A 24,397-nucleotide genomic window follows, 5' to 3' on the forward strand; every position below is an offset into this window, starting at 1 on the left:
ATGTCAAGAGCCGTAAAACAACAGCAATCCATGTCTGTTAAACCATTTAAGATCTTAAAAGAATACCAATACGCGCACACAGCGATTAGCGAATTATTACACGAAATTGATACCCCCGATCCGCAATTAGTTTATCTCTATGGACCTTCCGGGTGTGGAAAAACGGCTCTGATGACAAGCATTTTGCCGGAATTCATCGAACTTCATCCTGGATTATCGCTCAAACTGATTACTGCCAGCGAGTTTGCCGCTAAGTTTGCTGCTGCTTCTACGAACAATCGTATTCCTGAATTCCAAAGAAAATTCCGTTCACTTGACCTGCTCATTCTTGAAGATATCCAAAGTTTAGCAAATCGTGTTCAAACTCAGCGGGAATTATTGAGTTTGTTAGACGAAATTATGAAACAGGGTGGAAGAGTCCTGATTTCTTCTACGAATCCACCAGGAGAACTACTTCATTTTCAAAAGAAACTTGTAAACCGATTTCATGGCGGAGTCTGTGCATTAATCAGTCCCTTAAAATATCAAAGCCGGCTGGAATTATTGACCTTCTGGGCTAACTTCGAACAGATTCACATTCAGAAAAAAGAGCTTTCCTCAATTGCCCATAAAAAAGCGATCTCTCCACGCGAGTTATACGCACTATTAACTCAGCTCCAGACCGTGAGTCATATTAATCAAGAACCAATCAACTCACAGTTTGTGAAACAGTATCTGGAAGGAAACATAGAAACACCCAAAACGAGTATCTCAAAAATATCAAAGGCCGTTTGTCGTGAATTTAAAACCAGCTTGCAAGAAATTCGCTCCGCGAATCGCTCTCAACAAATCGTTATTCCCAGACAGTGCGCCATGTTCTTGTCGAGAGAACTGACTAAGGAATCATTAGCAAAAATTGCTGATTATTTTAATCGAAAGAACCACAGCACGGTTATTCATGCTTACCGTCAAATTCAACGCGATCTTAAAAAATCACCAGGATTACGACAACAAGTATCTCGCATCAAGCAACGACTTGGGATATACCTTTTTTAACAGTCAGACAAAACTCAAAAACAAGGCCGATCAGATTGCTTTTTCTTCTCTCATTTCTCCTGATTTGATTATTCCATTTTGTGGATAACGTGTTCAATCACAGTTGATATTTATCAGTAACTCAAATGTTTATTCACAGCACCTATAGCCACTTTCACAAGGGCCATTAAAACTCACCATTCATTCCACTCTTCTTCACTGATAAACGAACAAGTTATCCACATCGACACATAGAACACATGTATTCATAAGTTGTTTAATATCAATTAGATATGCTGCTTATCTTTTCAATATCCACATTGAAATCCCCCTTCTGATACTACTACTACTAAATAAAATCTTTTAATAGTAAAACAAGGTTGAAAATCAACTCTGTTGTCGAGATTCGATGCCCCCAGATGATTGTGAAATTCAAAGAAATTCAATAAAATAAGATCATCTCAAAATTCGCTATTTCTGCCTGTCAAAAGAGCTTTCTAAAATGACATTGGCATTCACATATTTCCAACTCGCAACCTTACAAAAGTTGATTCAAACATGAAGCTCAGTTGCTCACGGTCCACGCTGCTCTCTGGTTTCCAAATGATTGGAAGCGTCATTAGTTCCCGTTCGCCGAAAGAAATCTTAAAGTGTGCTAAACTCGAAGCAGGCGATGGTAAAGCAACCTTAAGTGGAACTGACTTGGAAGTTAGTATTCGATTTGACTTTGAAGAAGTTGAAGTGATGGTACCCGGCGAGATTTTGCTATCAGTTCACGAATTGGTTGCTATCTTACGCGAAGCATCAACCGATTCTGTAGAAATTGAGCTGAAAAAGGATGATGGTGCAGATCAGGATTACATCTTGATTCAGGCAGGAAAAAGTGAGTTTCGCCTTTCAGTGAATGATCCTTCTGAGTTCCCCTCTGTAGAATCATTTAGCGAATCGAACTTTTTCGAACTTCCTATTCAATCATTTCGTGAAATGATTCGACGCACGGTATTTGCCACGGATCCGGAAAGCACCAGATATGCCCTGGGAGGTGTATTATTTGATGTTGAAAATGTTAAATTAACGCTCGCTGCTACCGATGGTCGTCGACTAGCCATGGTAGAGTCGGCGTGTACTTATCAAGGAGAAGAAGCATACCAGAATAATCGTCCTGTCATTCCTGCTAAAGCGATGTCACTGATTGAGAAAACCTTAATTGGTGATGAGGGAAGTATTCAGATTGCCATTCGTGCCAATGATGTCATCGTAAAAAGTGGCCGTTCTACAATTTTTGGCAGACTCGTCGAAGGAAGATTCCCCAAATACCGTGATGTCATTCCACCCGAGCCAACCTACAATATTGATTTGGAAGTGGGGACATTTTATGGGGCCGCACGTCAGGCTCAGATCGTAACGGATGTGGAAACACGGGGCGTAGATTTTATTTTTGCTAATGGTTTGTTGACGTTGAAAAGTGTTGCCGCTTCTGTGGGTGAATCAAAGGTTGAAATTCCCATTCCGTTCGAAGGTGACGAAATCGTGATTACGTTTGATGTGCGTTATCTCGCTGATTTCCTCAAAATCTTAGATTCGGCAGCTCATATTCGATTGCAATTGATCGATTCAGACAGCGCTGCTGTTCTTAAGACAGACGACGGTTACACATATGTTATCATGCCTCTATCACAAGCACGGTAATTTATGTCACAACAGTATGAATTCAAATCGACTCATGCGATTCCCAAAGCGGTTCCTCTATCTAAAGCGTTATCAGAGCTGATTGCGCTAAAGGGATTAGGTCGTATCCAAGGGGACCAGCGCTTAAAGGCTGCCTGGGAACAGGCAGCGGGTGAAAAGATTGCCGGTCAAACTGTGGTTCTTGGGATAAAAAATCGAGTCGTACAGATCGGCGTTGAAAACTCAGCTTTATTAAATGAACTCAATTCATTTCATAAGACATCATTGCTGCAAAAATTACAGACAGAATATGGAAAACAGGATGTCCGCGATCTTCGATTTCGGTTGAAATCAAAGGCAAAAAATAATTCAAATTAGTTCGATTCAAGGAATAAGAAAGAACTGATTGAAGCCGACAATTAATCGGTCAACGTTTCTCAGAGTAGAAACAATTTTATTAATTCACGGGAGTGATTTAGCGTGAGTGAGACAGAAGAAAATCAAGTAGATACAAATCAAACAGACTATGATGAGTCTAATATTCGTGCCTTGGAAGGTGTAGAAGGAATTCGCACACGACCGGCAATGTATATTGGTGATACCACATTGCGGGGTCTGCACCACCTCGTCTATGAAGTGGTTGATAATTCGATCGATGAATGTGTTAACAAATATGCCTCTGTAATTAATGTAAAAATCAATGCTGATGGCAGTGTCAGTTGTAGTGACGATGGTCGTGGCATTCCAATTGGTGTGATGCCGGATATGAATAACCGTCCCGCTCTTGAAGTCGTTTTGACAGAGATTCACGCCGGAGGAAAATTCGATCGAGAAGGGGGATACAAAACAGGAACCGGTGGTTTACATGGTGTTGGTATTACAGCCGTCAATGCACTTAGCGAGTGGTTGGAAGCTGAAGTCCGTCGCGAAGGGCATGTTTGGACGATGTCGTTCGCACAAGGTGCTCTCAAAACCCCTCTTCAAAAATTGGGGAAAACTAAAAAACATGGTACTAAGATTACATTCAAGCCAGATGGAACGATTTTTCCAGATACTAAATTTCTTTATGACACTCTCACAAAACGACTTCAGGAACTCGCATTCTTAAATGCCGGAGTCAAAATTCGGATCACTGATGAACGCTCTGGTCAGTCCGACGAGTTCCATTATGAAGAGGGCTTGGTTGAGTTTGTAAGACACCTGAACCGCACAGAAAATTCTCTTTACGAAGAAATCATTCATATTGAAGGAGAACAGGAAGCAGTTCAGGTCGATATTGCTGTCCAGCATAATGATGGCTCTCATGAGAATGTCCGTTGTTTTGCAAATAACATCTATAACCTTGAAGGGGGAACCCACTTTTCCGGTTTTCGTGGTGCGTTGACGCGAACGATTAATGCATATGGTAAAAAAACAAATTTGTTCAAAGATTATACACCCAGTGGTGACGATTTTCGTGAAGGGTTAACGGCTGTCATTACCGTCCGTGTGCCTGATCCCCAGTTCGAAGGCCAGACGAAAACAAAACTGGGTAACAGTGAAGTCGAAGGCATCGTGCAGACCGTCGTTAATGAAAACCTGACGAAATTCTTCGAAGAAAATCCTGCAGTCGCTAAGAAAATCGCTCTTAAAGGGCTGTTGGCTGCCGAAGCACGAGAAGCAGCTAAAAAAGCGCGCGAGATGGTTCGTCGAAAAGGGGCGCTCACCACAGGAGGTTTGCCGGAGAAACTGCGCGACTGTCGTAGCCGTGAACTCGATATTACCGAGCTGTACCTGGTGGAAGGTGACTCCGCGGGAGGGTCTGCCGATACAGGTCGGGATTCTAACATACAAGCCATTTTGCCACTCCGTGGTAAAATTCTAAATGTCGAAAAAGCACAATTAGTCAAGATTTTAGACAACCAGGAAATTTCTAATATTTTCAAAGCCGTTGGCGTGCCTCCCGGAGCAGCTCTGGAAGACGTCACAAAACGTCGCTACGGCAAGATTATTCTGATGACCGATGCCGATGTTGACGGCAGTCACATTCGGACATTGCTGTTAACATTCTTCTTTCGCCACATGCGGGAATTGGTGAATCATGGCTGTGTCTATGTGGCACAACCACCATTGTATCGTGTGACTCAAGGCAAAAAAGTGCGGTATGTTCAGACCCAAGAAGAAATGATGAGTCAGCTGGTTGATTTAGCTCTTGGTGGTTCGAATTTAGAACACGAAGATGGAACCATCTTTGAGGGTGAGATGTTAGAAAAGCTGGTGGACTTAGTTTCTGACCTCGAAGAGCCACTGGACACCCTTGATCGGCGTGGAATCGATTTGAAATTCATGGCAAATAATTTTGCCACTGAAGAAGGATTGCTTCCTCAATATCGAATCTTTCTGGGTAAGGAACAATTCTGGTTTTCCACTCAAGAGGAAATGTCTGAATTTCTCAAAGAAGAAGAAGCAAAGCGAGGTGATGAACTGCAGATTGCCGATGACAACGGCAATGGTGAAAAGTCAGATGCAGAAGCAGATAAGGAAAGTGAAGAAGAGTTCGAAAAAGAAGGTGCGCTGCAAGTCACTGACTTACATGAAATTCGTTCTATCAACGAACTGCTGAAAAAATTGAGAGGTTACGGAATCCAACTGAAGGATCTCTACTCGCCAGGAAATCGAAATGGCGAGCCAATTTTCCCTTTTTGTATCCATAGTGGAAGCAGTGACGTTCGTCTAACCAATCTCAGACAACTACTTCCCTCTCTTAGAGACATCGGCGAAAAAGGTCTAAAATTAACGCGCTTCAAAGGACTGGGCGAGATGAACTCGGAGGAACTCTGGGAAACCAGTATGGACCCTGAAAAAAGAGTATTACTTCAGGTGGGAATGCAAGACGCCGCTGCTGCCGATGAAATCTTCCGTGTGTTGATGGGCGATATCGTTGAACCGCGGCGGGACTTTATCGAAAAGCATGCGTTGGATGTGAAAAACCTCGATGTCTGATGTCGTGAGCGACTGAACCAGATCAAACCAAATCTGAGCCTTCTAAGGAAGCAATAAAAGGCAAGTGACGGTATTCATTGTTGAAATCCAGACCATAACCAACGACGAAATGGTTGGGGATTTTAAAGCAGTGATAATCGGGAGTGAGATCGACTTCGGTCGCTTCTTCTTTCCAGAGAAGCACTGCAGATTTCAGTGAGAGTGGTTCGCGTTGACTGACTTGTTCCAACAGTGTTTCCATTGTTCTTCCGGTATCAAAGATATCGTCAACGAGCAACACATCTCTCCCGGTGATGTCAGGCAAGTAATCTAAATTGATTTTCAGCGAACCAGCCGTCATCTTATCTCGATAACTGGACGCTTGAATCAGACCGACCTGATGAGGCACATCGATTGCGCGAATCAAGTCTGCCAGTAAGACCAGGCTACCAGTTAAAATACCAATAATAGTCAGTTGTCTGTTTTGATACTCATTGGCGAGTTCACGTCCCAGGTTAACAACGCGTGAGTTGATCTGATCTTGATCAATGAGAACTTTCACAGGAAAACACCTTTCAAAGCGAATCACTGGATGGCAATACGGAACTCTCCTGTTTCATAAATTCCCTCAATAACATCGTCGCATACACGCCAGAGGGCAAAACAAACTGGAATAAAATGCCATCATCTGTCTGCTCTATTTTAAGTTGATCGGGCCAGATAAGAAATGGTCGGCGGGCACCGGAAGTCAGTTTTTTATAACGCGAAAAATGAGAAAGTTCGAGAGAAAATTCATCAAGAATTTTCTGCTCGCGTTCTAGAACTCCGTGCGTAGGCTGTTTCATCTTAGGACCCATAATGGGCCCAGTGATGACGGTCTCATGAAGTGAAAACCGTTCTTGTTCCCGTTCCACATCGTCCACAACAAATACACCGCCCGACTCACAAACCTGCATCACGTCTCCCAGCAAAACCATGTGCAGCATGTGATCGGAAATACGATCAGAGAGAACGCGATTAAACAGACAAGACTGTGCCGCCGACAATGCAAGCCGTTTTAACGATTTGTTACGAACATATTTCCCGGGTACACGTTCATCTCTTAATAGCTTCAACCCCATCAGCAGAGTTTCGTTTTCGCGGCCCATTCGCTGGTTACCGTAATAGTTGGGAAAACCCTCTTGTTGAATTTTCTCTTGAATGGCTTTGGCTTTAGGAAATGCTTCCTCACAGGGGTTTCTGATCAGAATCGAAAAGCGATTTCCTCTAAGGTGACCAGTTTTTAGCTTCCGTTCATGTCGCTGAGCCTCCAGAATCGTGATACCTTCAAAGGCAAATTCAGACAGCAGCGGTTCACATTCCGCCGGCACGGAAACCCATTGGCGTGTCACCGCATAACGATCCTTCATCCCGGCAACGCCAATGTCGCGTGGATTGATTTGTAGTTGCCGGGCTAAAGTCTGTACGAGAAATTGTGCAGAGTGATTGCGTTTTTCGATCCAGAGAAAAAGATGATCGCCCTCTCCTGACGGAGCATAGACAGGGATTTCCTCAACAATAAAATCTTCCGCAATACTTTTTAACGTTCCACCTATTCCCGGTAAGCCTGCTGTGAGGTAAGGGAGCACTTCACTGTTGAATTCAGACATATCGGAGTTCGGGTTCTATTAACGGTTTGCAATTGCTAATGAAATGAGCCGTATAAAACCTTCACCCAATTCCAGATTGAGACTGGCTCGATTGGCTGTGATTTTAGGGTAAAATGTCATCAAGTCGCCACCCGGAGCAAACGCGACTTTCGCAGATTCAATAAATTCCCGGTTTTTAGCAGTGTCCTCGACGAGAGGAATGATCGAGGCGAATTTTAATGAAAGTAGAAAAGAGGCCCCCGGTTTCTTCTCGCCGGAATGACTTTTTCGATCAGAGATATTTTTCTTTAACAGATCCAGAGACTCTTCTTCTCCCATTGCCAGCCAGCATTCATCGGGACCACAGCCGATAAATATGACAGGGTTTTCTCCAAAGAAGTCTTTTGCATTTTTCTTTAAATCCTTGGGAGCGACTTTGTGAATGGTGACTCCTTCCACTTCAGCGACATTACCTTCCATTCCATTTGTATCTTCTGCTTGCGCAATCAGTTCAAAAAAGTCCTGTACGCCTTTTTTGAACACATCTCCTTCGGAAAGTTTTACGCTGGCAATCAGAGCCGGTTTTTCTTTTGAGGTCTGTAACATCTGAATCTGACTGTCAAGCTTACCCGAACGAATGGTGGCTTTGACCGATTCCATGATTTTGTAAACAGGTCCCGGATTCGATTCATCACCCATTAAAACCGGAGGAATATTGACTTGCGATTGTTCTAATAAATCAATGATCGTTTTCTGTTCGACATCTTTTCTTAATGGAAGCAGACTATACCCCAGAAAGTCTGCCGACTTTGCATTCAGGTATGAATACTGACTGGATGCCTGAGAAAGTGTTTTTAATTCATCGCTTAGCTTAGTGCCCGGTTTTGCATCAACTCCCATATTGAGCCGAATCTGCTTTTTATCTTTCGAAAGCGTATACCCAATCGTCAGGTTATCGCCATCTTGGGCAATCATTTCGAATTGTTTTAAGAGAAACAACGTCGTTTCTTTGCGGCCGCGGTATTGAATGTCATTTTCACCTGGCTTACGAGGTAAACTCTCATCCATTTTGGCGTTCAAGAGATCAACGGCCATCATTCGCATCGGTTCAGGAACATTGCTCAACAACAGTGATCCTGCGATGTCGTACTCTTTTGCTAAAGCACGTGTGAAATCATCGGGATTGTAAAAATCTCGATCCAGGGCCTCACTTTTCAGTTGGAAGAACGCATATCCGTGAGCCATTTTGAGATGTACCGAGAAATTCGGTAATGCCAGTGTGTAACGATCTTTGCTTCCCTCAACAGGTGCCAATACAAAACCGACTTCGTCCAGTGTTGCCGTTAATTCATCCAGATTATTAATCGGAACGAATCCGACCACCGTGGGTTGCGGGGAAACACCCTCGTTGAGAAATACAAAGACTCCCAGCGGCTTGGTTTTATCCAAACCTTCCAGGTTTCGATACTGAGCAAGAAACCCTTTAATCATGGCAGGATATTCTGGCTTATCCACGGTTCCAAACAAATAATCGATGTCTTCCAGTACCCGGTCGATGCTGGCGATCGAAGCCACGGCAATCGGCTTGTTCCAATCCAGTTTTGCTTTGCGGGGTTCTTCAGCAGTACTTGACTGCAAACAGGCAAATGTGCCTGTCACCAGAACGCAGAGTGTGAGTATCGAACGCTTTAGATAGGAATTGAAAATTGTGATCTGCACGAAAAATCCCCTTCGACTGGAATTTAAGAACGAGTGTTCGTATTACTTGATTGATGATTGGCAAAGTCAGTGTACCAATATTTTACCCGGTATATCAGGTTTACCTGTCTGAGAGTCATCAAGTTGCAAAATTTTTCAAAATTGACACAAACAATGAAACGGCAATTGTGTTCAGCACAGACGATGCCAGTTTGATGAGAGTACAGCTAACCTCCTTGTTTCCAGGTGTTATTGAACAAATCCGTCATCATTCTCATCTTGATTTTACCACTGAAAAAACACCCCTTGACGCCAACACGCCACTCGCGAAACTCTCTGATCTGCGTCGCGCGCGCGTAGGAAAAATTTCTTTCTAGTGAATACTTTCTCTCCTGTCGATCCTGTCACTATAAAACTCCCTCGTTTGAGCAACGTTTCAACCGGCAACACAAAAACCGGTTCCCAATCATCACTACTTTGGGTACCCGATCTGACCCTGCCAGAGCCTGATTTCGCAATCTTCCCGTCACGAAAGTGCCGACCCCGAGACACTAAGGCGCATAAGTCAAACTTGACCGCACCCTGCCATTCACGATGATGATGACACCACAAACAACATGCCTGATGGAGATCAGAAAACAAATGAAACAATTCAAAAACCAGACACCCATTCAGCAACCAAACCAAAGCACCCCAAATTGAGCGGCACGGCGCTAGCCGCCGTTAGTGTCATGCGTAGACCCACAAAAGGAGTAGACCACGCAAAACACACCCAAAACGATTCTACCCGATATGATTCAACACACCACAGATGAAAATCCGGCAGTGGTTCCAAGAGTCTTAGCTAAATAAAAAAGCAGATCTCAGTCGAATATAAGACAGCGAAACCAGCATCTTTTACATCGCCCCTTTTCATCTTCAGACAGGTTCATATTTTGTCAAGTATCAGTTCTCCCCGATTTCGATGTATCGGTTTACGAAATAACGGCAGAAATTCATTCCGTGCTTGATGTCGGGCGTGAGACGTCGTTAAAATAATTTACGGTCTGATTTAGGATCAGTTCCAGTCTCAAGCCGCATGTGAAATATTGGCTTGGAAATGAATTTTCAGAGGCCACATCAATAGAAAACCTTTCTGGAAACAACGATGTCTATCAGCTTTAAATGCAAAAAATGCGGCAAAGGTTACAAAGTCGGAGATGATAAAGCGGGCAAAAAAATCAAATGCCGTCAGTGTGCTGCGCCCGTTCAAATACCGAAGGCTGAGGTCGATGATTTCAGTGAAGATTGGGAGGAAGAAGCAGAATACACTCCGCCGACACGTCGTCGTGCCAGGAGTAAACCCAAAAAGCAGAGCAAGAAAAAGTCAGCTTCTGGTTCAAATCAGAGTGTATTAATCGCGTTTTGTATCGTTGGCGTACTGGTCGTGGGTGGTATTGGGTTTTTCCTGTTCTCTTCAGACAAACCTGGGGGTGGTTTGGCAAAAGCCATGACAGACAAAGCTGATGCCATGGTCAATGGTGATGCACCGAAAGTGAAAAAATCAGCCGTCGAAAATATGAAGCAAATTGGATTGGCGTTTCATAATTTCCACGATTCATTCACTCGTTTTCCTCCCGCGGACGCTCATTTGGTCGATGGCAAGCCACTGTTAAGTTGGCGCGTTCACATGCTTCCCTTCCTTGGTCAGGCAGAACTTTACAAACAATTCAACCTGAAAGAACCTTGGGACAGCCCACAAAACAAAGCATTGCTCAGTAAGATGCCAGCTATTTATACATGTGATGGAATCAGTAAGCCGGGTTATACTTCGATCATGACTTTTTCCGGTAAAGACACTCCCTTTACCGGCGGTCAGGGTCCCCAACTGCGGAAATTCACGGACGGTAGCTCTAATACGATTCTCTTTGTCCAAGCGGGTCCAAATAAAGCAGTGCCCTGGACTCAACCCATTGATCTTCCCTTGAATGCAGCCAACCCGATCAGCGTACTGGGGCAATCTGCCAATGGTGAGTTTCTCTGTACGCTCGCGGACGGTGCCGTCAAAAAAATCTCGAGTGGAACCCCAGCTCAAATACTCAAAAACGCCATCCAACCGAACGATGGAAACCCAGCACCTCTCTAACCAGACAGAACAAGGTTATACGAATTTAATGCAAGAATCGAGACACTAAATAGACCAGGTCTTTTTTACACCACTCACTTTTCATCTCAGGACAGGCTCATATTTCGTCAGGTACCAACCCTCCTCGATTTCGGCTGATCTGACGAGTTGTGACGACCCGGATTTGTTGTGCAGCCGAGTGATCCGTGCCTGTAGTGGAAGGTGCCCACATTCCTCACAGACATCAGAAACGATCCTAAAAGCTAACACTCGCCGTGTCTGTCCACAGTTTGGGCATTTGGAAGTCATAACTTCGAAAACGAACAGTTCCCCTCGCCGGGTCAAAGTTTTACAAGATTCTTTTTATCACCCCACAAAAAATAACCTCCAATTTCCCACATAGAAAAGCGCCATAAGAAACGCTATAATACCGATTAACGTTCAAATGAATTTCCCCCCCCTACGGCATTCTCTTTCATATAATAAAACAGGAAACGAATCATGAAGTGGACTTGTGCTGTTGTCTTTACCCTGCTGATCACATCAATGGGTTTCGCCGTGGAGCATACGAAGGATTCTCTGGCGACGATTAAAAAGAACGTCGAAAGTAAAAAAGCCGTGCTCGTCGATGTCAGAGAAAAAGGCGAATGGGATGCGGGACATGTCAAAGGGGCGATCTTTTTGCCACTGAGCAGCCTGCAGGATGGAATCACAGCCGCAGAACAAAAAAAGTTACCTCAGGATAAAGTGGTATATCTTCATTGTGCCGTCGGATTTCGTGCCAAAATCGCCGCGAGCCTTCTGAAAAAATATAACGATAAAGTCCGGCCCCTCCCACAGGGCTACGAAGAACTGATTGAATCCGGTTTTCAAAAATCAAAATGAAAACAGAATCGAAGTCAGCGACGGTCTTGTAATTTCACGAGACAATAGACAAGGAACACTCCGAAATGGTCGATCTGGAGACGCGTTCTGACTCCCTGGAACCTGTGTCGCCAGCCCTCGTCGGGCTGGCCGTCGTGGGGACGACAGTCTTCTTTGCAATACTGCTTTTTGTTCCCGCGGGTCGACTGGACTGGATACTCGGCTGGATCTATGTAGGTCTCTTTATCATAAACATGATTATCAACTGGGTCTGCCTGCAACTCTGGAATCCTGAGTTGATCGCGGCACGAATGCGTTTCAGCAAAGGAACGAAGACCTGGGACAAAGTCTGGGCCGCATTGTTCGCGCCTTTGATCATCGCGATTTATATTGTTGCCGGACTTGAGTTTCGAGACGGTGCCTCAAGACTGACGGAAATGGCATGGCCGTTTGGCCTGGTGCTCTTCGTTCTCGGCTCGGCACTACTCATGTGGTCGATGGTCGTGAACCCGTTTTTCGAGAAGACGGTACGCATTCAGACGGACCGTGGCCATCGCGTGATCGACTCGGGTCCCTATGCTTATCTACGTCACCCCGGTTATGTTGGTTTCATGGCCTGGGTACTCTCGACACCACTTCTGCTTGCGTCGGCATGGGCCTTGATTCCAGCACTGCTCTCTGTGATCGGAATTGCGATCCGCACGGCTCTTGAAGATCGCACACTCAGAGCAGAACTCCCGGGCTACACAGATTACACAAAGCGGGTTCGTTTTCGCCTGATCCCGGGCATCTGGTAACACTGATAAGGGTAAAGCACCATGAATATCCTGGTTTACGGTGCAGGCCATATGGGAAGTCTTTACGCGGCACTGCTCAAAGAAGCGGGAGAGGACGTTTCCCTGCTGGCGAGAGGCAAGCATCTGGAAAAGATTCGTGAGCAGGGGATTGTTCTCGAAGAATTCGGCAGTGGGAGACAGACTACAACACATGTGAAAACGGTCGCGTCTCTTGAACCCGAGGATACCTACGACCTGGTGCTGGTTTTTTTGCCCAGGAATCACGTTGAGGAAGTGCTGCCGATTCTGGCCAGAAACCAGCAGACACCCAGTGTGATGTTCTTAGGTAACAATGCCGCGGGTGCCGGGAAAATGGTCGAAGCGCTTGGTCAGGCACGAGTGCTTTTGGGTTTTCCCGGAGCCGCCTCAGTGGCGCACAACAACACTATCCGATACTTCATTCTCGCAAAGCAGGAGCAGCCGACAACCATCGGCGAGCTTGACGGCAGCCAGTCACTGCGTATTAAGGCGATCTCCAACACACTTCGATCAGCCGGATTTCCCGTATCGATTTGCACAAATATGGATGCGTGGCTCAAGACGCATGTCGCGGAAATCAGTCCCACAGCTAACGCCCTGTACATGGTCCATTTAGACATTCACAAGCTGGCTCACACGCGCGAGGCCCTCCTACTGATGTTGCGAGCCATTCGCGAGGGTTACAAAGTGCTCTCAAAGATTGGTGTCCCGATCACACCAAAAATACACCTGTTGTTCCAATGGCTTCCAAAACCCTTGCTCCTCGTATTGATGAGACGTCGACTTGAAGACAGAACAGCGAGCATCAAGATCGGTCATGCCGTTGGAGCACGGGACGAAATGAAGACCCTCGCCGATGAGTTCCAAAAATTAATACGGAAAGCAGGCCTCAACACACCATCGATCGACAAACTATACCAGTATCTCGACGAGCAGCCAGAACCCGCCGCCGATTCGGACAGCCGAGTTAAGTGAATGAGAATCAGAGCTCCTTCTGCCGACCCGAACGCAGGTTCAAAAAGAACGCGAGCATTGTGGTGGCCGCGAGGACAACCATCAATTCCATCACCAGCCAGGTCACGTCAATCCGGCAAGGGAACGAGGTATAAACGGCGACATGACTCCCTGTGATGATCTTAATGTTCTTTGTCATGGGGCATCCTTCTGTTTGCGAAGATTAAAAAACACATCAACCCACTTGTTTCCATACCGGTTTTTATTTCTCTCGATACACGCGTCTGCGTCCTGCTGCTTGATCCCATTCGGGAGGCAGTGTCGCATTGCCCCAGTTTTTTGGCAGACTTCGCTCTTGCAGTTGCTTCGGCAAACGTCTGCTGATGGCACGACGCATGAAGAAGGAAAGGGGAAACTCCTGCCAGTCCGACCTGGTCATCTCAGGCGGAAGTGCTTCAATCTCGACACGCGCTTCGTTGCGGTTCCTGCCTTTCCAGAACCGGAACCGGGGTAAACCGTCAATCAATATTCCTCCGGGAACCGGCTTCCAAGCTACATTGCCCATGTTGTATGCACCGTCTTGCAGGAGAATCATCACCGCTTCACCATCGTCTTTGATACTGAAAATCACCGAGTTCGTTCCGGAGATCGTGCTCCACGTGCCTGTGAACTCGGAAACGGCATCCTGTTTAGGTTTCTGATCTGAGAATTCAGAAAAGAGGACATTGAATCACACCCAAACCTAGCGGTGGTCGTGAAAATCCTGTTTTCAGTTGGTGGGTGAGGCCTCGTTATTCGCCAGCAGGAGAGAAGCCGGATAGATCTCACTCAGCGAAAAAGCCAATGAGGATTTAAAAAAGGTGCGACGCGGAATTTGCATGCTGAAAAAACCACTTATTTGACATTTTTGACAGTTACTAAAAAAGGGTAGCTAAAAACGCTTTTCTATCCGTGACGGGGCTCATTTTCAAGGTCACTAATTTGTCCTTCGAGCCGGAGCTCAGGCACCTTGTCGCGTTTGCGCCATCTGTTCCAGGGCTTTGTTGAAATGACAAAGGCGACGATGAGCGCTATGTCGATGCTGCGAGCGATGTTTTGATGCCCTGAATGCTCAAGCCATTTTATTGTCCCAGCATGGCAACAAACGAGAATTCCCATCGCAGAAATCATGCCAGCCAAAGAAACAAATTCGAGCCAGCCAGAAGGGCTGTGCTGGTTTCGTGCGTTAGCCCTTTGCGCCACATAAAAAAGAATTGCCGCTGGTATGAGAGAGAAGTACCACAATAACCCTAAAAAGAATCCGAAAATCAATGAGACGCTGATGATTATTATGCGAACGGAATCAGGAAGTTGATTGTTCATGATTCTACCTCAGTTGAGTAGTTAAAACGGTTCAAAAAAATCAGTTCTGCTTTCAAATGTTCTACTTCAATTCTAGTGGCTCTCCCAGCACTTGAATACTCAACAGATGATGCGAGGGCATTTTAGTGCCGCGTTCTACAACGGGGACTTTGCCATTTTTCTCAAGATCGGCTTTGGTTAAGGTCCACAGCACTTGCTTTTGGCGGTTGATTTCAAAGGCCTGTACGTCGTTATTCATTCCTTTTTTATGATGATAGTCGGAATTGATGACGACCAGGTTTCCATTTTTGCGCACGTGAACTCCAACAGGGTACAAGAGCTGAAAGCCCAGATCGTCTTTCGTATTTAACTCCCAGGTGATCTTGCCCTCAGGGTCGATTTCAATAATCCGGTATGACGTAATGCAGGGTACCAGAGTGCGACCATTCTCTAAGCGTATGGCTGTGAAGGGGCGGTCGTTTTCCTGAAGCGCGTATTGCCAGATGATTTTGCCTTTCGCATTCAGTTCGAGGATTTTCTTGTTGTCACGGTAAGAGATCAGATACGTGTCTTGTGGTGTTTTGCGCGCCTGCATATAGCGGTTGTGGGGGTTCTTTCCTCCGTCGGGCAAATCAATGGCTAAGGTTACCTGCTGCCCGCGGTTGACTTCCAACAGCCTTTGATTGCCGCAGTCGAGAATTAAAACCTTGCCGTCCTCCAGAGGTTGGCAGGAGTTGATTTCCTGCTTCCCTTTCTCCCGGGGAACTTTGAAGTCCCAGACGGTTTGTTTGGCGGGATTGACCTCGCGCACGCCGAATCGATGGGAAAAAAGGATATTTCCGTTTTCTAATTTCCAGGCATCATAGACGAGCTCGATTTCGGGATCCTGATAATGCCAGACGATATTGTTCGCTTGGTCTAACTCCATCAAACCTTCACCGTAGCCGATGAGCAATCGATGTCCGGGACTTTTATTCGCGTGTGCCTTCGAGACACTTTTGTCTTTCAGCAGTGTTCCCGCACGACCGGCGAGTTTGAGATAGTGGTCGCTTGGCAGACCTTCAAACGTACTAAATTGGGCTCCGTTGGCGGTCGGCGGAGTGTTAGTGCATTTGAAGATCGCGGTGCCTTCATCAACTTCGTCGAACATGGCGACATAAATCATCTTGCATCCGACGCGCTTCGCGGCACTGACCTGTGACCAGAAGAATTCGCCCTTGAGCCGTGGAATCTGATTCAGTTTCCCGCCGTGCAGGTTGTGCCAGCTGAATCCGGGAAACACCACAGGCAGAAAGTCGAGTTCCCTCTGTTCGCACCACCGTTGATCGGGTTGCCAGACTCTGGTCGCGTGACGAGTTGCTTCTTGGGGCGAACGATAACGACCAATCGTCCACGGGCTGATGACATCAGCGGCTTGAATGATTTCATGCAGTAACGGATCGTTAACGGCATCGCGGGTCCCCTCGCGCCAGAACGAAGGCACACCCAGCATCACCGTACAACCGCTGGATTTCAGCCACTTCACCAGTTCGAAGCATTCTCCCAGTGAATAGGGGCGATTGTCACTGAAGCCGATTCCCCAGACCGCCACCAGCGGTTTGCCTTCGTGATGCAGATAGGTTGTATCGCCGGTGATCTTCTCCTGCTCGCACAGCCGAGTCCAGTCTTCGCGTACGCGCTTGACCTGCCCGGCTTTCAAACCGCTGAGGTCATACATCACTGCAAACGCCCGTCCCGACTGGTTTGCTCCCGCGCGGACATGAGACAATACCGTGTTATTGTTTCGTAACAGGGCCGGAGCTGATAACCCTGATGCGAAACGCTGCAAAAACGCACCATCGATTCCATAGTCACGCATCCAGCGAAAATGTCGCTGGACCGTTTTACGGTTCGCACTGCTGAAGACTTCTGCCGTGCTGCCGTCAGCATGTTTGAAACCTGTCGCGAATCGTTCATCGGGATCCAACTCCGACACATCGGGCCACAAATCGACGGTGACATTTCCTGGTGCGAATGGTTTCCTGCGATTTCGCGCCCAGTGTTTCCAGCCCAGATTGGCTCCATCGTCTGCGCAGTTGAACCAGCCCTGATATCCGACCATGACTTTGCCGGTGAGTGTGCTGCAATCAACGGGAGCAGATGCAGCCTCTGTTTGTGCGAGAGCGGGATGCAAGCAAAACACCGACGTAATGATGCTAAGCAGTGTAAAAATCAAAGGGTTTCTGATCATGGATTGATTCCGCGATGGTGATGTCGTCAAAGTGAGTTACGTCTCGGGGACCAGCTTCACCGGATAGGTGTTTCCGGAAGCGAATTGAGGTACATAGATCGCGCCGTCGGAGGCAACCACCAGATCGTGCGGGTGACGGAAAAAGCCCCCTTGTTGTTGCATGGGTTGCAGCTTGCCGTTCACGTAGCGAGGTGCGGAGCCGCCAATGTTGGACACGATTTGATAATCGCGATCCAGCACAGAAATGTAACCAAGGCTTTGTCGGTCTTTGGGCCAGTTATCCGCCAGATGTGGCACGAACATATAGTCGCCAACAATCTGAATCATACGCGGGTTCGAACCGGGCAGTGAAATTTCTTCCATCAGTTTGCCCTCCAGAGTCAGACGCTTGATCGTCTGCTGATCGCTCATCGCAATGACCAGCTCCGGTTCACCGGGACCGCGGACATCGATAATGCCTCCATGTGGCCCCCAGTGCGCGATGCCTCCCTCTGGTCCGCCAAAGTAATTTAAAAGCTTGCCGTCTCGGTTGTAGCGCATGATGTAGTCTTTGCCGTAACCATCGAGAACGAAGAAGTCACCGTTGGGTAAGTGTAGCGTCCATGAAGGACGAAACTCTTTCTCGCTGGCATATTTTCCGATGGATTTGGGGTAGGTCAGTTCCATCAGGATGTCACCGTCGAGCGTGGTTTTGAAAACTCGATGCCGATTGAGGTCAGTGATAAACAGGACCTCACGATTCTCTTCTTGCACGATCTCCAGACCATGCGCACCGGGAAATCGAGTGCCCCACTTATTCAACAGCTGACCGTCTTTGTTATAAATGATCACATTGTTCTTGAGATGATCGGTTAACAGGAAGATCCGGCCTTTGGAATCGACGACCATCGCGCTACAGTTCTTCACAGGCGTTTTGGCATCCAGCACACCCCAACCCGCGACGGGACGATACTGAAATTTACCCTGTCCCAACACAGGCAACCTCTTTTCCTGTGCTGCCAACTCACGGGCTCCCATCGCGCAAGCTCCAGAGAGCAGCGATTGATATAAAAAGTCGCGTCGATGAAGCCAGTGGTCTGACATGGAATGTTTCCTGCGAAATAGTGATTGGGATTTATTTGCCTGCAGCGCGCCAACGCTTCATCAGCTTAATATTCGCTTCCAGGATGGCAGCCTGATCGGGGTTTCTTTTGCGGGACTTCTCGAAGTAGGGAGCCATATCGCTATCGTACATCGCTTCCGATTCGGGGAAGCGGCCGCGGTCGTCTGTTTCGAGTTCCCAGTTCGCGAGCAATCCTCGAAATTCGGTGAGTTGCTTACCGTAGGCAGGATCGCTGGCCAGATTATGAATTTCCCAGGGATCTCTGGTGAGGTCATAAAGTTCTTCTTCGGGCCGTGTCTCAGCGAGATGCAACGACTGGGCGGCGTTCAGTTTTCCAGCGGCGTGTAATTCACGCAATACGGGCATGAAGGGTTTCGCATCCTTGTACTTGCAGGGCTGCAGATAAGGACGTTCGGGAAGGTAGTTGCGAATGTACTTGAAGTGACCCTTGCGAACGCTACGGATATGATCGACGGTTTCATCGCAACGATCGCGGGCCGAGACCACATATTTGCGGGACCTGGCCTGCGGTCCGAACAGGGGGCGTCCCTGCATTTTGGCAGGAATCTTTATTCCGGCGAGTGCCAGACTCGTGGCCGAGAGATCAATGTGTGAGATCAGTTCATCTCGCACTGATCCCACGGGTTCATACTTCAGACCCCAGACCACGAACGGAATCTTCAGCCCCTCTTCGTAGAGAAACTGTTTGCCGCGTGCGTGACTGATTCCATGGTCGGTCAGAAAAAAAACGACCGTATTTTCGAGCACATTTTCTGCTTTCAAGCGGGCAATGATCTGCCCGACCTGTCTGTCGGTGTACATGACCGAATTGAGGTATTCGGCCCAGTCGTTGCGAATTACGGCATGATCCGGGTAGTAAGGGGGCAGCGTCACTTCTTCTGCCGTGACCAAATGATCCAGTTCGGCCTTCACTCTTTCGTAAGCCTTTTTCGAATTACGCAGCTTTCCCCCTGACAGTTGGTATTGCGCAAAGAACGGTTGGCCAGCGGCACGTTGAGTCCAGTCAACACCGTCATAGAGGTCCGATCTCTGATAAACGAAATTGTAATCCTCTTTTCCAGGCCGGGTCCCATCCGCGTTTGCGTTGGTTGTAAAATAACCCGCTTCACGAAACAGTTCGGGGATGGTGCGGATTCCTTCAGGTAAGTGAATTTTTAACGCCCCGCGGGAACTACGGTGATGGTGTGCGCCGATCGTGGTCTGATACATGCCGGTGATCACGGCCGAACGAAATGTAGAACAGACCGGTGCCGTCACGTAGGCGTTGCTGAACGCGACACCCTCCCGTGCGAGCTGATCCACGTGGGGCGTCTTGACGAGTTTCTCTCCCTGATAGCCGAAGTGGCTCGACATGTCGTCGACAACAATCCAGACAATGTTCGGTCGCTGCTTTGTATTCGCAGGTGTCTCTGCCGCCTGTACCCCAGCGGACAGAACCAGCGCTATGGCTAACAAGAGGGTTATTATTTTTAAAAGTGTCTTGTTCACGTTCTCTTCTTTCTGATCCGAAGTTCGGGGTGAAGGCTAATCGTTGGGATTCACGATATTTTTCCAGTCCGGGTATATGGGACGTGTTTTTTTATCCTTACCACCTTGTACTGGCGGGGCAGGGGGGATTAAATTAAACGTCTGCTGCAGCATTCGTCGGGCCTGTTCGCCGCTGTTACCGGCTTGTCCCTCAGCCAAATTCTGGCTCTCTTTGAGATCCTTTGGTACGTTGATAAATCGGCCGTCACGATACAGTTTGAATTGAGCCTGGCGCACAAATTGACTGCCTTTAAAGCGTCCCCAATAAGGTTGGTAGTGACAAAGCACCCAGTCACGGGGATGGCCTTTTTCCCCATTCAGTTGAGGTAGAAAGCTGCGGCCATCGATGGGATCGTCTTTTCCCAGGTTCACACCTGCCATCGCAGCGAACGTGGGATAGAAATCGGTGAAGTCAATCAGGTCATCCAGTACCACGCCTTGAGGCGTGTGTCCTTTCCAGTAGGCAACCAGTGGCACGTGTGTGCCCATGTCGGTGGTAGAACCTTTGCCCCCACGAATCTTTTGTCCGTTCCATAGCGATGTGATGCCAACATTTGTGCCATTGTCGGCGGTAAACAGAATGAGCGTGTTATCCAACTGCCCCGCCTGTTCTACTCGTTTCACAATTTTGCCGATGATCTTATCCAGATAGTTGACCATCGCGACAAAGTTGGCTTTCCTGGCTTTTTTACTTTTCGGTTGTTTGTTGGCATCGTGAGTTCGCGGCGCGGAACCGATGGTGTCGGGCGTCGGCACAAAAGGATTGTGCACCAGTGTCGTCGGATAGTAAACGAAGAAAGGTTGATCCCGATTCCGTTCAATAAAGTCGCAGAGAAAATCAGACATGATATCCGGACCATATTTCCCCTGGTTGTGTTCGATCGACAGGAACTTACCATTTTGCTCCAGAGCCGGACTCCAGAAACGCTCGCCGCTACCATCTTTCATGTTCTTGCCGCGGGTCACCTGCCAGAGGCAATATTCATCAAATCCCGCTTTGAAGGGGCGCGTGTTATCCAGGTATCCCTCCGCTTTGTGATAAATTCCGTTGAGTTGCCACTTACCGGCAACGGCGGTTTTGTAACCCGCGGCCTGCAGCATCTGGCCGAATGTTTTCTCTTTCGGATCGAGATAGCCGAAATGCGTGTAGTTGCGGAAATTGTATTTCCCCGTCATCAGCTTCACGCGCGAAGGGGTACAGATGGGGGTCGAGAAACAGTTTTTAAATCGTATGCCCTGTTTTGCCAGCGCGTCGATGTTTGGTGTTTTATAGTCTTCTGCACCATAGGCACCAAAACATTCCCAACTCACGTCGTCGGCCATGATCAGGATGATGTTCGGCTTGCGAGTCTCTTTTGTTGTTTTCGTTGCGGCATCGGCCTGAACCATACATGCCGAGAAAACGATTAACAGAATCAATCGTGGAATCATAATTGCTTCTTCCTTTTCTTTTTCTTCTTGCCGCCTCTGGTATGTTTATCAGCATCAATTTCGGTCTGCTGCCCTTTGTCGCCGCAGTGTTTCATCCAGGCATCCAGTTTCGCTTTCAGCTCAGCCTGCACTTTTGCGTATTCCGGTTTGTTGGCCAGGTTATTCCACTCGGTCGGATCTTTAGTGATGTCGTAAAGTTCGATTGCAGGTCGATTTTTATAGCGGCGTACCTTTTCGGCAGCGTCCGCATCACCGGCGGCGGCTTTTGCTTCCCAACTCTTGAACTCGGGCGATTTCATGCAGATGTTGCGAAATTCGATTTCCGGCGTGAAGTTCCAGATGTACTTGAAGTTTTTGGAACGCACAGAACGGATGCCAAAAGTATCGGAGCCGTTGATGATTCCGCGTGTTGTCATTTCACCAAATACAAATTCCTTGTGTTCCTGTTTCCCGGCGAAAACAGGCAGCAGGCTCTTGCCGTCGAGTACCGGATCGGGTGTGCCACCTGCGGCCTCGACATAAGTGGGAACCAGGTCGACGTATTCAATCATCGCGTGGTTAATGCTTCCTGGCTGGATCTTACCGGGCCAGCGAGCAATCAAGGCGGACTGCAGACCGGAATCATAGCAGGTCCATTTGGCAAAGGGCATACTGCTGCCCTGTTCGCTGACGACGATAACGAGCGTATTTTCGCGGAGACCGTTCTTATCAAGTGCGGCAAGAATACCGCCGACCTCTCCGTCGAAATAAGTAATTTCCGCCAGGTATTGTGTCATGACTTCGCGCGTTTTGGGAGTATCAACGAAGTAAGGTGGCAACTTTAGTTGACTCGCATCGTAGCGGGATGGATCGCCTTTATCCCAGGGTGTGTGCGGTTCTTTTGAGCAAAAGAAAATACAGAAAGAATCATCGTCTGCCTTGCAATCAGAAAAAAAGGATTCAGCTGCTTCGACAAGGTCTGCCCCTTTTGGTTTTTCAAAGGGAAACACCGACCTGGGTCCCACATGGCTTTTGCCACTGAGTGCCACGCGATAGCCCAGCGGTTTGAGATAATGCACAATACTTTTGACACCGGGGTTGGCATTCGTGTGATTGGGATAAGCGCCGATCTTAACGGGGTACTGGCCAGTATAAATGTTATGACGTGTGGGGGAGCACATCGGCGCCGCCTGAAAGCAGCGCGTAAAACGCATTCCCTCTGTAGCCAGCCGATCAATGTGTGGCGTATGCGCCTGACCGCCGTAACAACCAATATCGCGGAACGTACAGTCGTCTGCCATGATAAACACAAAATTGGGCTGTTTCGCTTGCACTTGAACTGCGAGTGTGCAACAAACTGTTACAACTATTGCCAAAGTTTGAATCCAGTTTCGTATTCCCATGAACATGACTTTCTTGATGAGAGCATTAGAGGTTAGATTAACGATTCGTAGTCAGCCCCTCTTTAAAAACGACGATTACTTATTGTCCAATTTGACGCCACTTTGACGCCACTCTCCTTCACTGGCATGGTAAGTGAAGTATCCTTCATTTGTAATTTCGATAAGATGTAAGTAGTTTTTCCGTTTATAATATCGTTTATATTTATTGTCAGGGAGCATAATGGCTCTAAGACGACCTTTGGCAATCATCGGTGCATCGACTGCCCGATGTTTTATGATCGGTACATCAGGGAGTTGAACGGACAGGGGTGGCACAACCGTACTAAATCGCCAGGATTGGATGATTGCTTCTGGTGTTTTGACGAACGGTGCATAGTCTCCATTCGGATATCCAAACTTCATGAGTTCTTGATGCCAGTGTTCATTGTACTTGATCGCGAACTGCATCTTTTTCCAATCGTAATCTTCGTTGTAAAAGAACAGATCTGGGCCGTTGATCTCCACGAACTCTGTTTTTTCTTCAGAGGATTTACCCGAAATAGAATTCGGTGATTTTCCTCTGACTTTCAATCGAAGCAGTCGCATACTATAGCGGACTTCTTCGTAGGCTTTTTTGATTTGTTTTGCTAGTTTTCGATTCTGTTTTCCCAATGACAAAGAATAGTAACCAGGAAATGTGTAATTCCAATGGGAACGGTTATATTCAAACGCATAATCTGGATTTTCTTCTAGTTTTTTCAGTGTCTTCTCTGTAATGACCGTATGGAAGAAGGCATCACCGGGTAAATAGTAGGATGCGGGAAACGAGTAGTTGTCAGCAGCACTCGCCCATTCACAATGGATAAAACTAATGATGACTATCACTAAGAAAGTAAAAAACCGGACAACCATGAGGTTTCTCCTGACCATCAATACAACATTGATTTTGAAAAGAACTACATTGGACTTCTACTAATAGCGACCAATACAGTTTATGCTATCTAGCTGAACATCTCACGAACAGGATTTTTTGTAGGTTTCGCGTATTTCGTAGTTAGTAAACCTAATCAAGTAGCACGCGTGCAGGCTTTATTCGTAATCCTGGAAAATGACTTTTGTCATCAGATCTCGAAACGAGGTCCAGCGTTTCCAATAATCACCAATTTTTAAATGACATAGTATTGCTTCATGTTCAAACTGGATAATTGGGCAATCACGTTGCCGTGACATCGCATTAAGATCGAAGCAGATCGGATCATAGTTGATGGAAGAACGTGCAAACGGAATAAACCCAGCCGGAATCAAAACGTCTGCAATAACAGGGTCGTTAAAGATGGCTTGAGTCAGGTCCGTGAAGTCGGGCCCAGGAGGATTCCCAAGTAATCGAATGACTTTCAAATCTACTTCCAGCCAACGGAATGAAAGCACAAGCTGTTCATACAGAAGAGGGAAGCGGCCAGCAATGCGAGAATAGAGGGGCGCTAATTTCTCAGGGCTTGTCTCAATAAATTTGGGTTGCCACTTCAGTTCATTGCGCCAACTGTCCCACTCATCCACTTTTTGTTCGATGAGGAGTTCCACCGGTGTGCCGTCAGGAGCGAACATCTCATCGAACCGTTGAAATGCTTCTACAAATTGCTGAAGGAGTTTCTGGTCAGACATAAGGGCATGATACTTA

Annotated in this window: 21 protein-coding genes; 8 read left to right on the top strand and 13 right to left on the bottom strand. The window is 47.1% G+C overall.

All coding sequences use genetic code 11. The features are described from left to right. The 4 genes from V202x_RS27290 (at nucleotide 1) to V202x_RS00020 (ending at nucleotide 5,664) form a co-directional block, all read left to right on the top strand. The gene (locus V202x_RS27290) at nucleotides 1-1,035 is read left to right on the top strand and encodes a DnaA ATPase domain-containing protein (RefSeq protein ID WP_197993133.1); all 1,035 of its coding nucleotides are present in this window, start codon (nucleotides 1-3) and stop codon (nucleotides 1,033-1,035) included. A gap of 537 nt (nucleotides 1,036-1,572) precedes the next feature. After that, nucleotides 1,573-2,703, top strand: coding sequence for a DNA polymerase III subunit beta (dnaN, locus tag V202x_RS00010; protein WP_145170024.1), 1,131 nt, complete (start codon nucleotides 1,573-1,575; stop codon nucleotides 2,701-2,703). A gap of 3 nt (nucleotides 2,704-2,706) precedes the next feature. Beyond that, a complete protein-coding gene (locus tag V202x_RS00015; RefSeq protein ID WP_145170026.1) occupies nucleotides 2,707-3,060 on the top strand; it encodes a DUF721 domain-containing protein in 354 nt (117 codons plus the stop codon). Nucleotides 3,061-3,162: 102 nt separating this feature from the next. Further along, entirely contained in the window at nucleotides 3,163-5,664 is a 2,502-nt protein-coding gene (locus V202x_RS00020) for a DNA gyrase subunit B (RefSeq protein ID WP_145170028.1), read from the top strand. A gap of 22 nt (nucleotides 5,665-5,686) precedes the next feature. Here the strand turns inward: V202x_RS00020 and hpt are convergent, their stop codons facing one another. From hpt to V202x_RS00035, 3 genes are read right to left on the bottom strand one after another with little or no spacing between them, the layout of a single operon-like run. Further along, nucleotides 5,687-6,205, bottom strand: coding sequence for a hypoxanthine phosphoribosyltransferase (gene hpt / locus V202x_RS00025; protein ID WP_144979507.1), 519 nt, complete (start codon nucleotides 6,203-6,205; stop codon nucleotides 5,687-5,689). Between the two features lie 13 nt (nucleotides 6,206-6,218). Then, complete coding sequence (gene truD, locus V202x_RS00030) at nucleotides 6,219-7,292, bottom strand: tRNA pseudouridine(13) synthase TruD (RefSeq protein ID WP_145170030.1); 1,074 nt, start codon at nucleotides 7,290-7,292, stop codon at nucleotides 6,219-6,221. An 18-nt stretch (nucleotides 7,293-7,310) separates the two neighbouring features. Next, entirely contained in the window at nucleotides 7,311-8,990 is a 1,680-nt protein-coding gene (locus V202x_RS00035) for a hypothetical protein (RefSeq protein WP_145170032.1), read from the bottom strand. A 1,126-nt stretch (nucleotides 8,991-10,116) separates the two neighbouring features. Here V202x_RS00035 and V202x_RS00040 point away from each other — a divergent pair. The 4 genes from V202x_RS00040 (at nucleotide 10,117) to V202x_RS00055 (ending at nucleotide 13,727) form a co-directional block, all read left to right on the top strand. Continuing rightward, nucleotides 10,117-11,094, top strand: a complete 978-nt coding sequence (locus V202x_RS00040) for a DUF1559 domain-containing protein (protein WP_145170034.1) — start codon at nucleotides 10,117-10,119, stop codon at nucleotides 11,092-11,094. Between the two features lie 480 nt (nucleotides 11,095-11,574). Continuing rightward, the gene (locus tag V202x_RS00045; RefSeq protein WP_145170036.1) at nucleotides 11,575-11,958 is read left to right on the top strand and encodes a rhodanese-like domain-containing protein; all 384 of its coding nucleotides are present in this window, start codon (nucleotides 11,575-11,577) and stop codon (nucleotides 11,956-11,958) included. 104 nt (nucleotides 11,959-12,062) lie between these two features. After that, the gene (locus tag V202x_RS00050) at nucleotides 12,063-12,734 is read left to right on the top strand and encodes a methyltransferase family protein (protein ID WP_197993134.1); all 672 of its coding nucleotides are present in this window, start codon (nucleotides 12,063-12,065) and stop codon (nucleotides 12,732-12,734) included. A gap of 21 nt (nucleotides 12,735-12,755) precedes the next feature. Continuing rightward, on the top strand, nucleotides 12,756-13,727 hold the full coding sequence (locus tag V202x_RS00055; RefSeq protein ID WP_145170040.1) for a ketopantoate reductase family protein: 972 nt from the start codon (nucleotides 12,756-12,758) through the stop codon (nucleotides 13,725-13,727). Between the two features lie 7 nt (nucleotides 13,728-13,734). Here the strand turns inward: V202x_RS00055 and V202x_RS27295 are convergent, their stop codons facing one another. From V202x_RS27295 to V202x_RS00100, 10 genes are all read right to left on the bottom strand, one after another. Then, nucleotides 13,735-13,905: a hypothetical protein gene (locus tag V202x_RS27295; RefSeq protein ID WP_197993135.1), complete on the bottom strand. Its 171-nt coding sequence runs from the start codon at nucleotides 13,903-13,905 to the stop codon at nucleotides 13,735-13,737. A 63-nt stretch (nucleotides 13,906-13,968) separates the two neighbouring features. After that, a complete protein-coding gene (locus V202x_RS00060; RefSeq protein ID WP_145170042.1) occupies nucleotides 13,969-14,337 on the bottom strand; it encodes a hypothetical protein in 369 nt (122 codons plus the stop codon). Between the two features lie 314 nt (nucleotides 14,338-14,651). Beyond that, complete coding sequence (locus tag V202x_RS00065) at nucleotides 14,652-15,068, bottom strand: hypothetical protein (RefSeq protein WP_145170044.1); 417 nt, start codon at nucleotides 15,066-15,068, stop codon at nucleotides 14,652-14,654. Between the two features lie 61 nt (nucleotides 15,069-15,129). After that, nucleotides 15,130-17,277, bottom strand: coding sequence for a hypothetical protein (locus V202x_RS00070; protein ID WP_145170046.1), 2,148 nt, complete (start codon nucleotides 17,275-17,277; stop codon nucleotides 15,130-15,132). Nucleotides 17,278-17,313: 36 nt separating this feature from the next. Beyond that, nucleotides 17,314-18,360 (bottom strand): 6-bladed beta-propeller, encoded by a 1,047-nt coding sequence (locus V202x_RS00075; RefSeq protein WP_145170048.1) that lies wholly within the window; start codon nucleotides 18,358-18,360, stop codon nucleotides 17,314-17,316. 31 nt (nucleotides 18,361-18,391) lie between these two features. Beyond that, nucleotides 18,392-19,888 (bottom strand): sulfatase, encoded by a 1,497-nt coding sequence (locus V202x_RS00080; protein ID WP_232098740.1) that lies wholly within the window; start codon nucleotides 19,886-19,888, stop codon nucleotides 18,392-18,394. A gap of 36 nt (nucleotides 19,889-19,924) precedes the next feature. Then, a complete protein-coding gene (locus V202x_RS00085) occupies nucleotides 19,925-21,358 on the bottom strand; it encodes a sulfatase-like hydrolase/transferase (protein WP_145170050.1) in 1,434 nt (477 codons plus the stop codon). Then, entirely contained in the window at nucleotides 21,355-22,740 is a 1,386-nt protein-coding gene (locus tag V202x_RS00090; RefSeq protein WP_145170052.1) for a sulfatase, read from the bottom strand. The genes V202x_RS00085 and V202x_RS00090 overlap by 4 nt, the downstream gene beginning before the upstream one ends. 75 nt (nucleotides 22,741-22,815) lie before the next feature. Continuing rightward, nucleotides 22,816-23,631 (bottom strand): hypothetical protein, encoded by an 816-nt coding sequence (locus tag V202x_RS00095; RefSeq protein WP_145170054.1) that lies wholly within the window; start codon nucleotides 23,629-23,631, stop codon nucleotides 22,816-22,818. Between the two features lie 177 nt (nucleotides 23,632-23,808). Continuing rightward, nucleotides 23,809-24,381 carry a hypothetical protein gene (locus V202x_RS00100; protein WP_145170056.1) on the bottom strand — a complete coding sequence of 191 codons (573 nt, stop codon included), beginning with the start codon at nucleotides 24,379-24,381 and terminating at the stop codon, nucleotides 23,809-23,811. Between the last annotated feature and the right edge of the window lie 16 nt (nucleotides 24,382-24,397).

The sequence above is a fragment of the Gimesia aquarii genome (assembly GCF_007748175.1).
GTDB classification, from domain to species: Bacteria; Planctomycetota; Planctomycetia; order Planctomycetales; family Planctomycetaceae; genus Gimesia; species Gimesia aquarii_A.

Excerpts from the sequence above, each read along its gene's own strand:
- V202x_RS00075 (WP_145170048.1), bottom strand. The coding sequence starts at position 18,360 with ATGTCAGACCACTGGCTTCATCGACGCGACTTTTTATATCAATCGCTG.
- V202x_RS00095 (WP_145170054.1), bottom strand. The coding sequence starts at position 23,631 with ATGGTTGTCCGGTTTTTTACTTTCTTAGTGATAGTCATCATTAGTTTT.
- V202x_RS00085 (WP_145170050.1), bottom strand. The coding sequence starts at position 21,358 with ATGATTCCACGATTGATTCTGTTAATCGTTTTCTCGGCATGTATGGTT.
- V202x_RS00055 (WP_145170040.1), top strand. The coding sequence starts at position 12,756 with ATGAATATCCTGGTTTACGGTGCAGGCCATATGGGAAGTCTTTACGCG.
- V202x_RS27295 (WP_197993135.1), bottom strand. The coding sequence starts at position 13,905 with ATGACAAAGAACATTAAGATCATCACAGGGAGTCATGTCGCCGTTTAT.
- V202x_RS00070 (WP_145170046.1), bottom strand. The coding sequence starts at position 17,277 with ATGATCAGAAACCCTTTGATTTTTACACTGCTTAGCATCATTACGTCG.
- V202x_RS00015 (WP_145170026.1), top strand. The coding sequence starts at position 2,707 with ATGTCACAACAGTATGAATTCAAATCGACTCATGCGATTCCCAAAGCG.
- V202x_RS27290 (WP_197993133.1), top strand. The coding sequence starts at position 1 with ATGTCAAGAGCCGTAAAACAACAGCAATCCATGTCTGTTAAACCATTT.
- V202x_RS00065 (WP_145170044.1), bottom strand. The coding sequence starts at position 15,068 with ATGAACAATCAACTTCCTGATTCCGTTCGCATAATAATCATCAGCGTC.
- dnaN (WP_145170024.1), top strand. The coding sequence starts at position 1,573 with ATGAAGCTCAGTTGCTCACGGTCCACGCTGCTCTCTGGTTTCCAAATG.
- V202x_RS00040 (WP_145170034.1), top strand. The coding sequence starts at position 10,117 with ATGTCTATCAGCTTTAAATGCAAAAAATGCGGCAAAGGTTACAAAGTC.
- truD (WP_145170030.1), bottom strand. The coding sequence starts at position 7,292 with ATGTCTGAATTCAACAGTGAAGTGCTCCCTTACCTCACAGCAGGCTTA.
- V202x_RS00090 (WP_145170052.1), bottom strand. The coding sequence starts at position 22,740 with ATGGGAATACGAAACTGGATTCAAACTTTGGCAATAGTTGTAACAGTT.
- V202x_RS00045 (WP_145170036.1), top strand. The coding sequence starts at position 11,575 with ATGAAGTGGACTTGTGCTGTTGTCTTTACCCTGCTGATCACATCAATG.
- V202x_RS00100 (WP_145170056.1), bottom strand. The coding sequence starts at position 24,381 with ATGTCTGACCAGAAACTCCTTCAGCAATTTGTAGAAGCATTTCAACGG.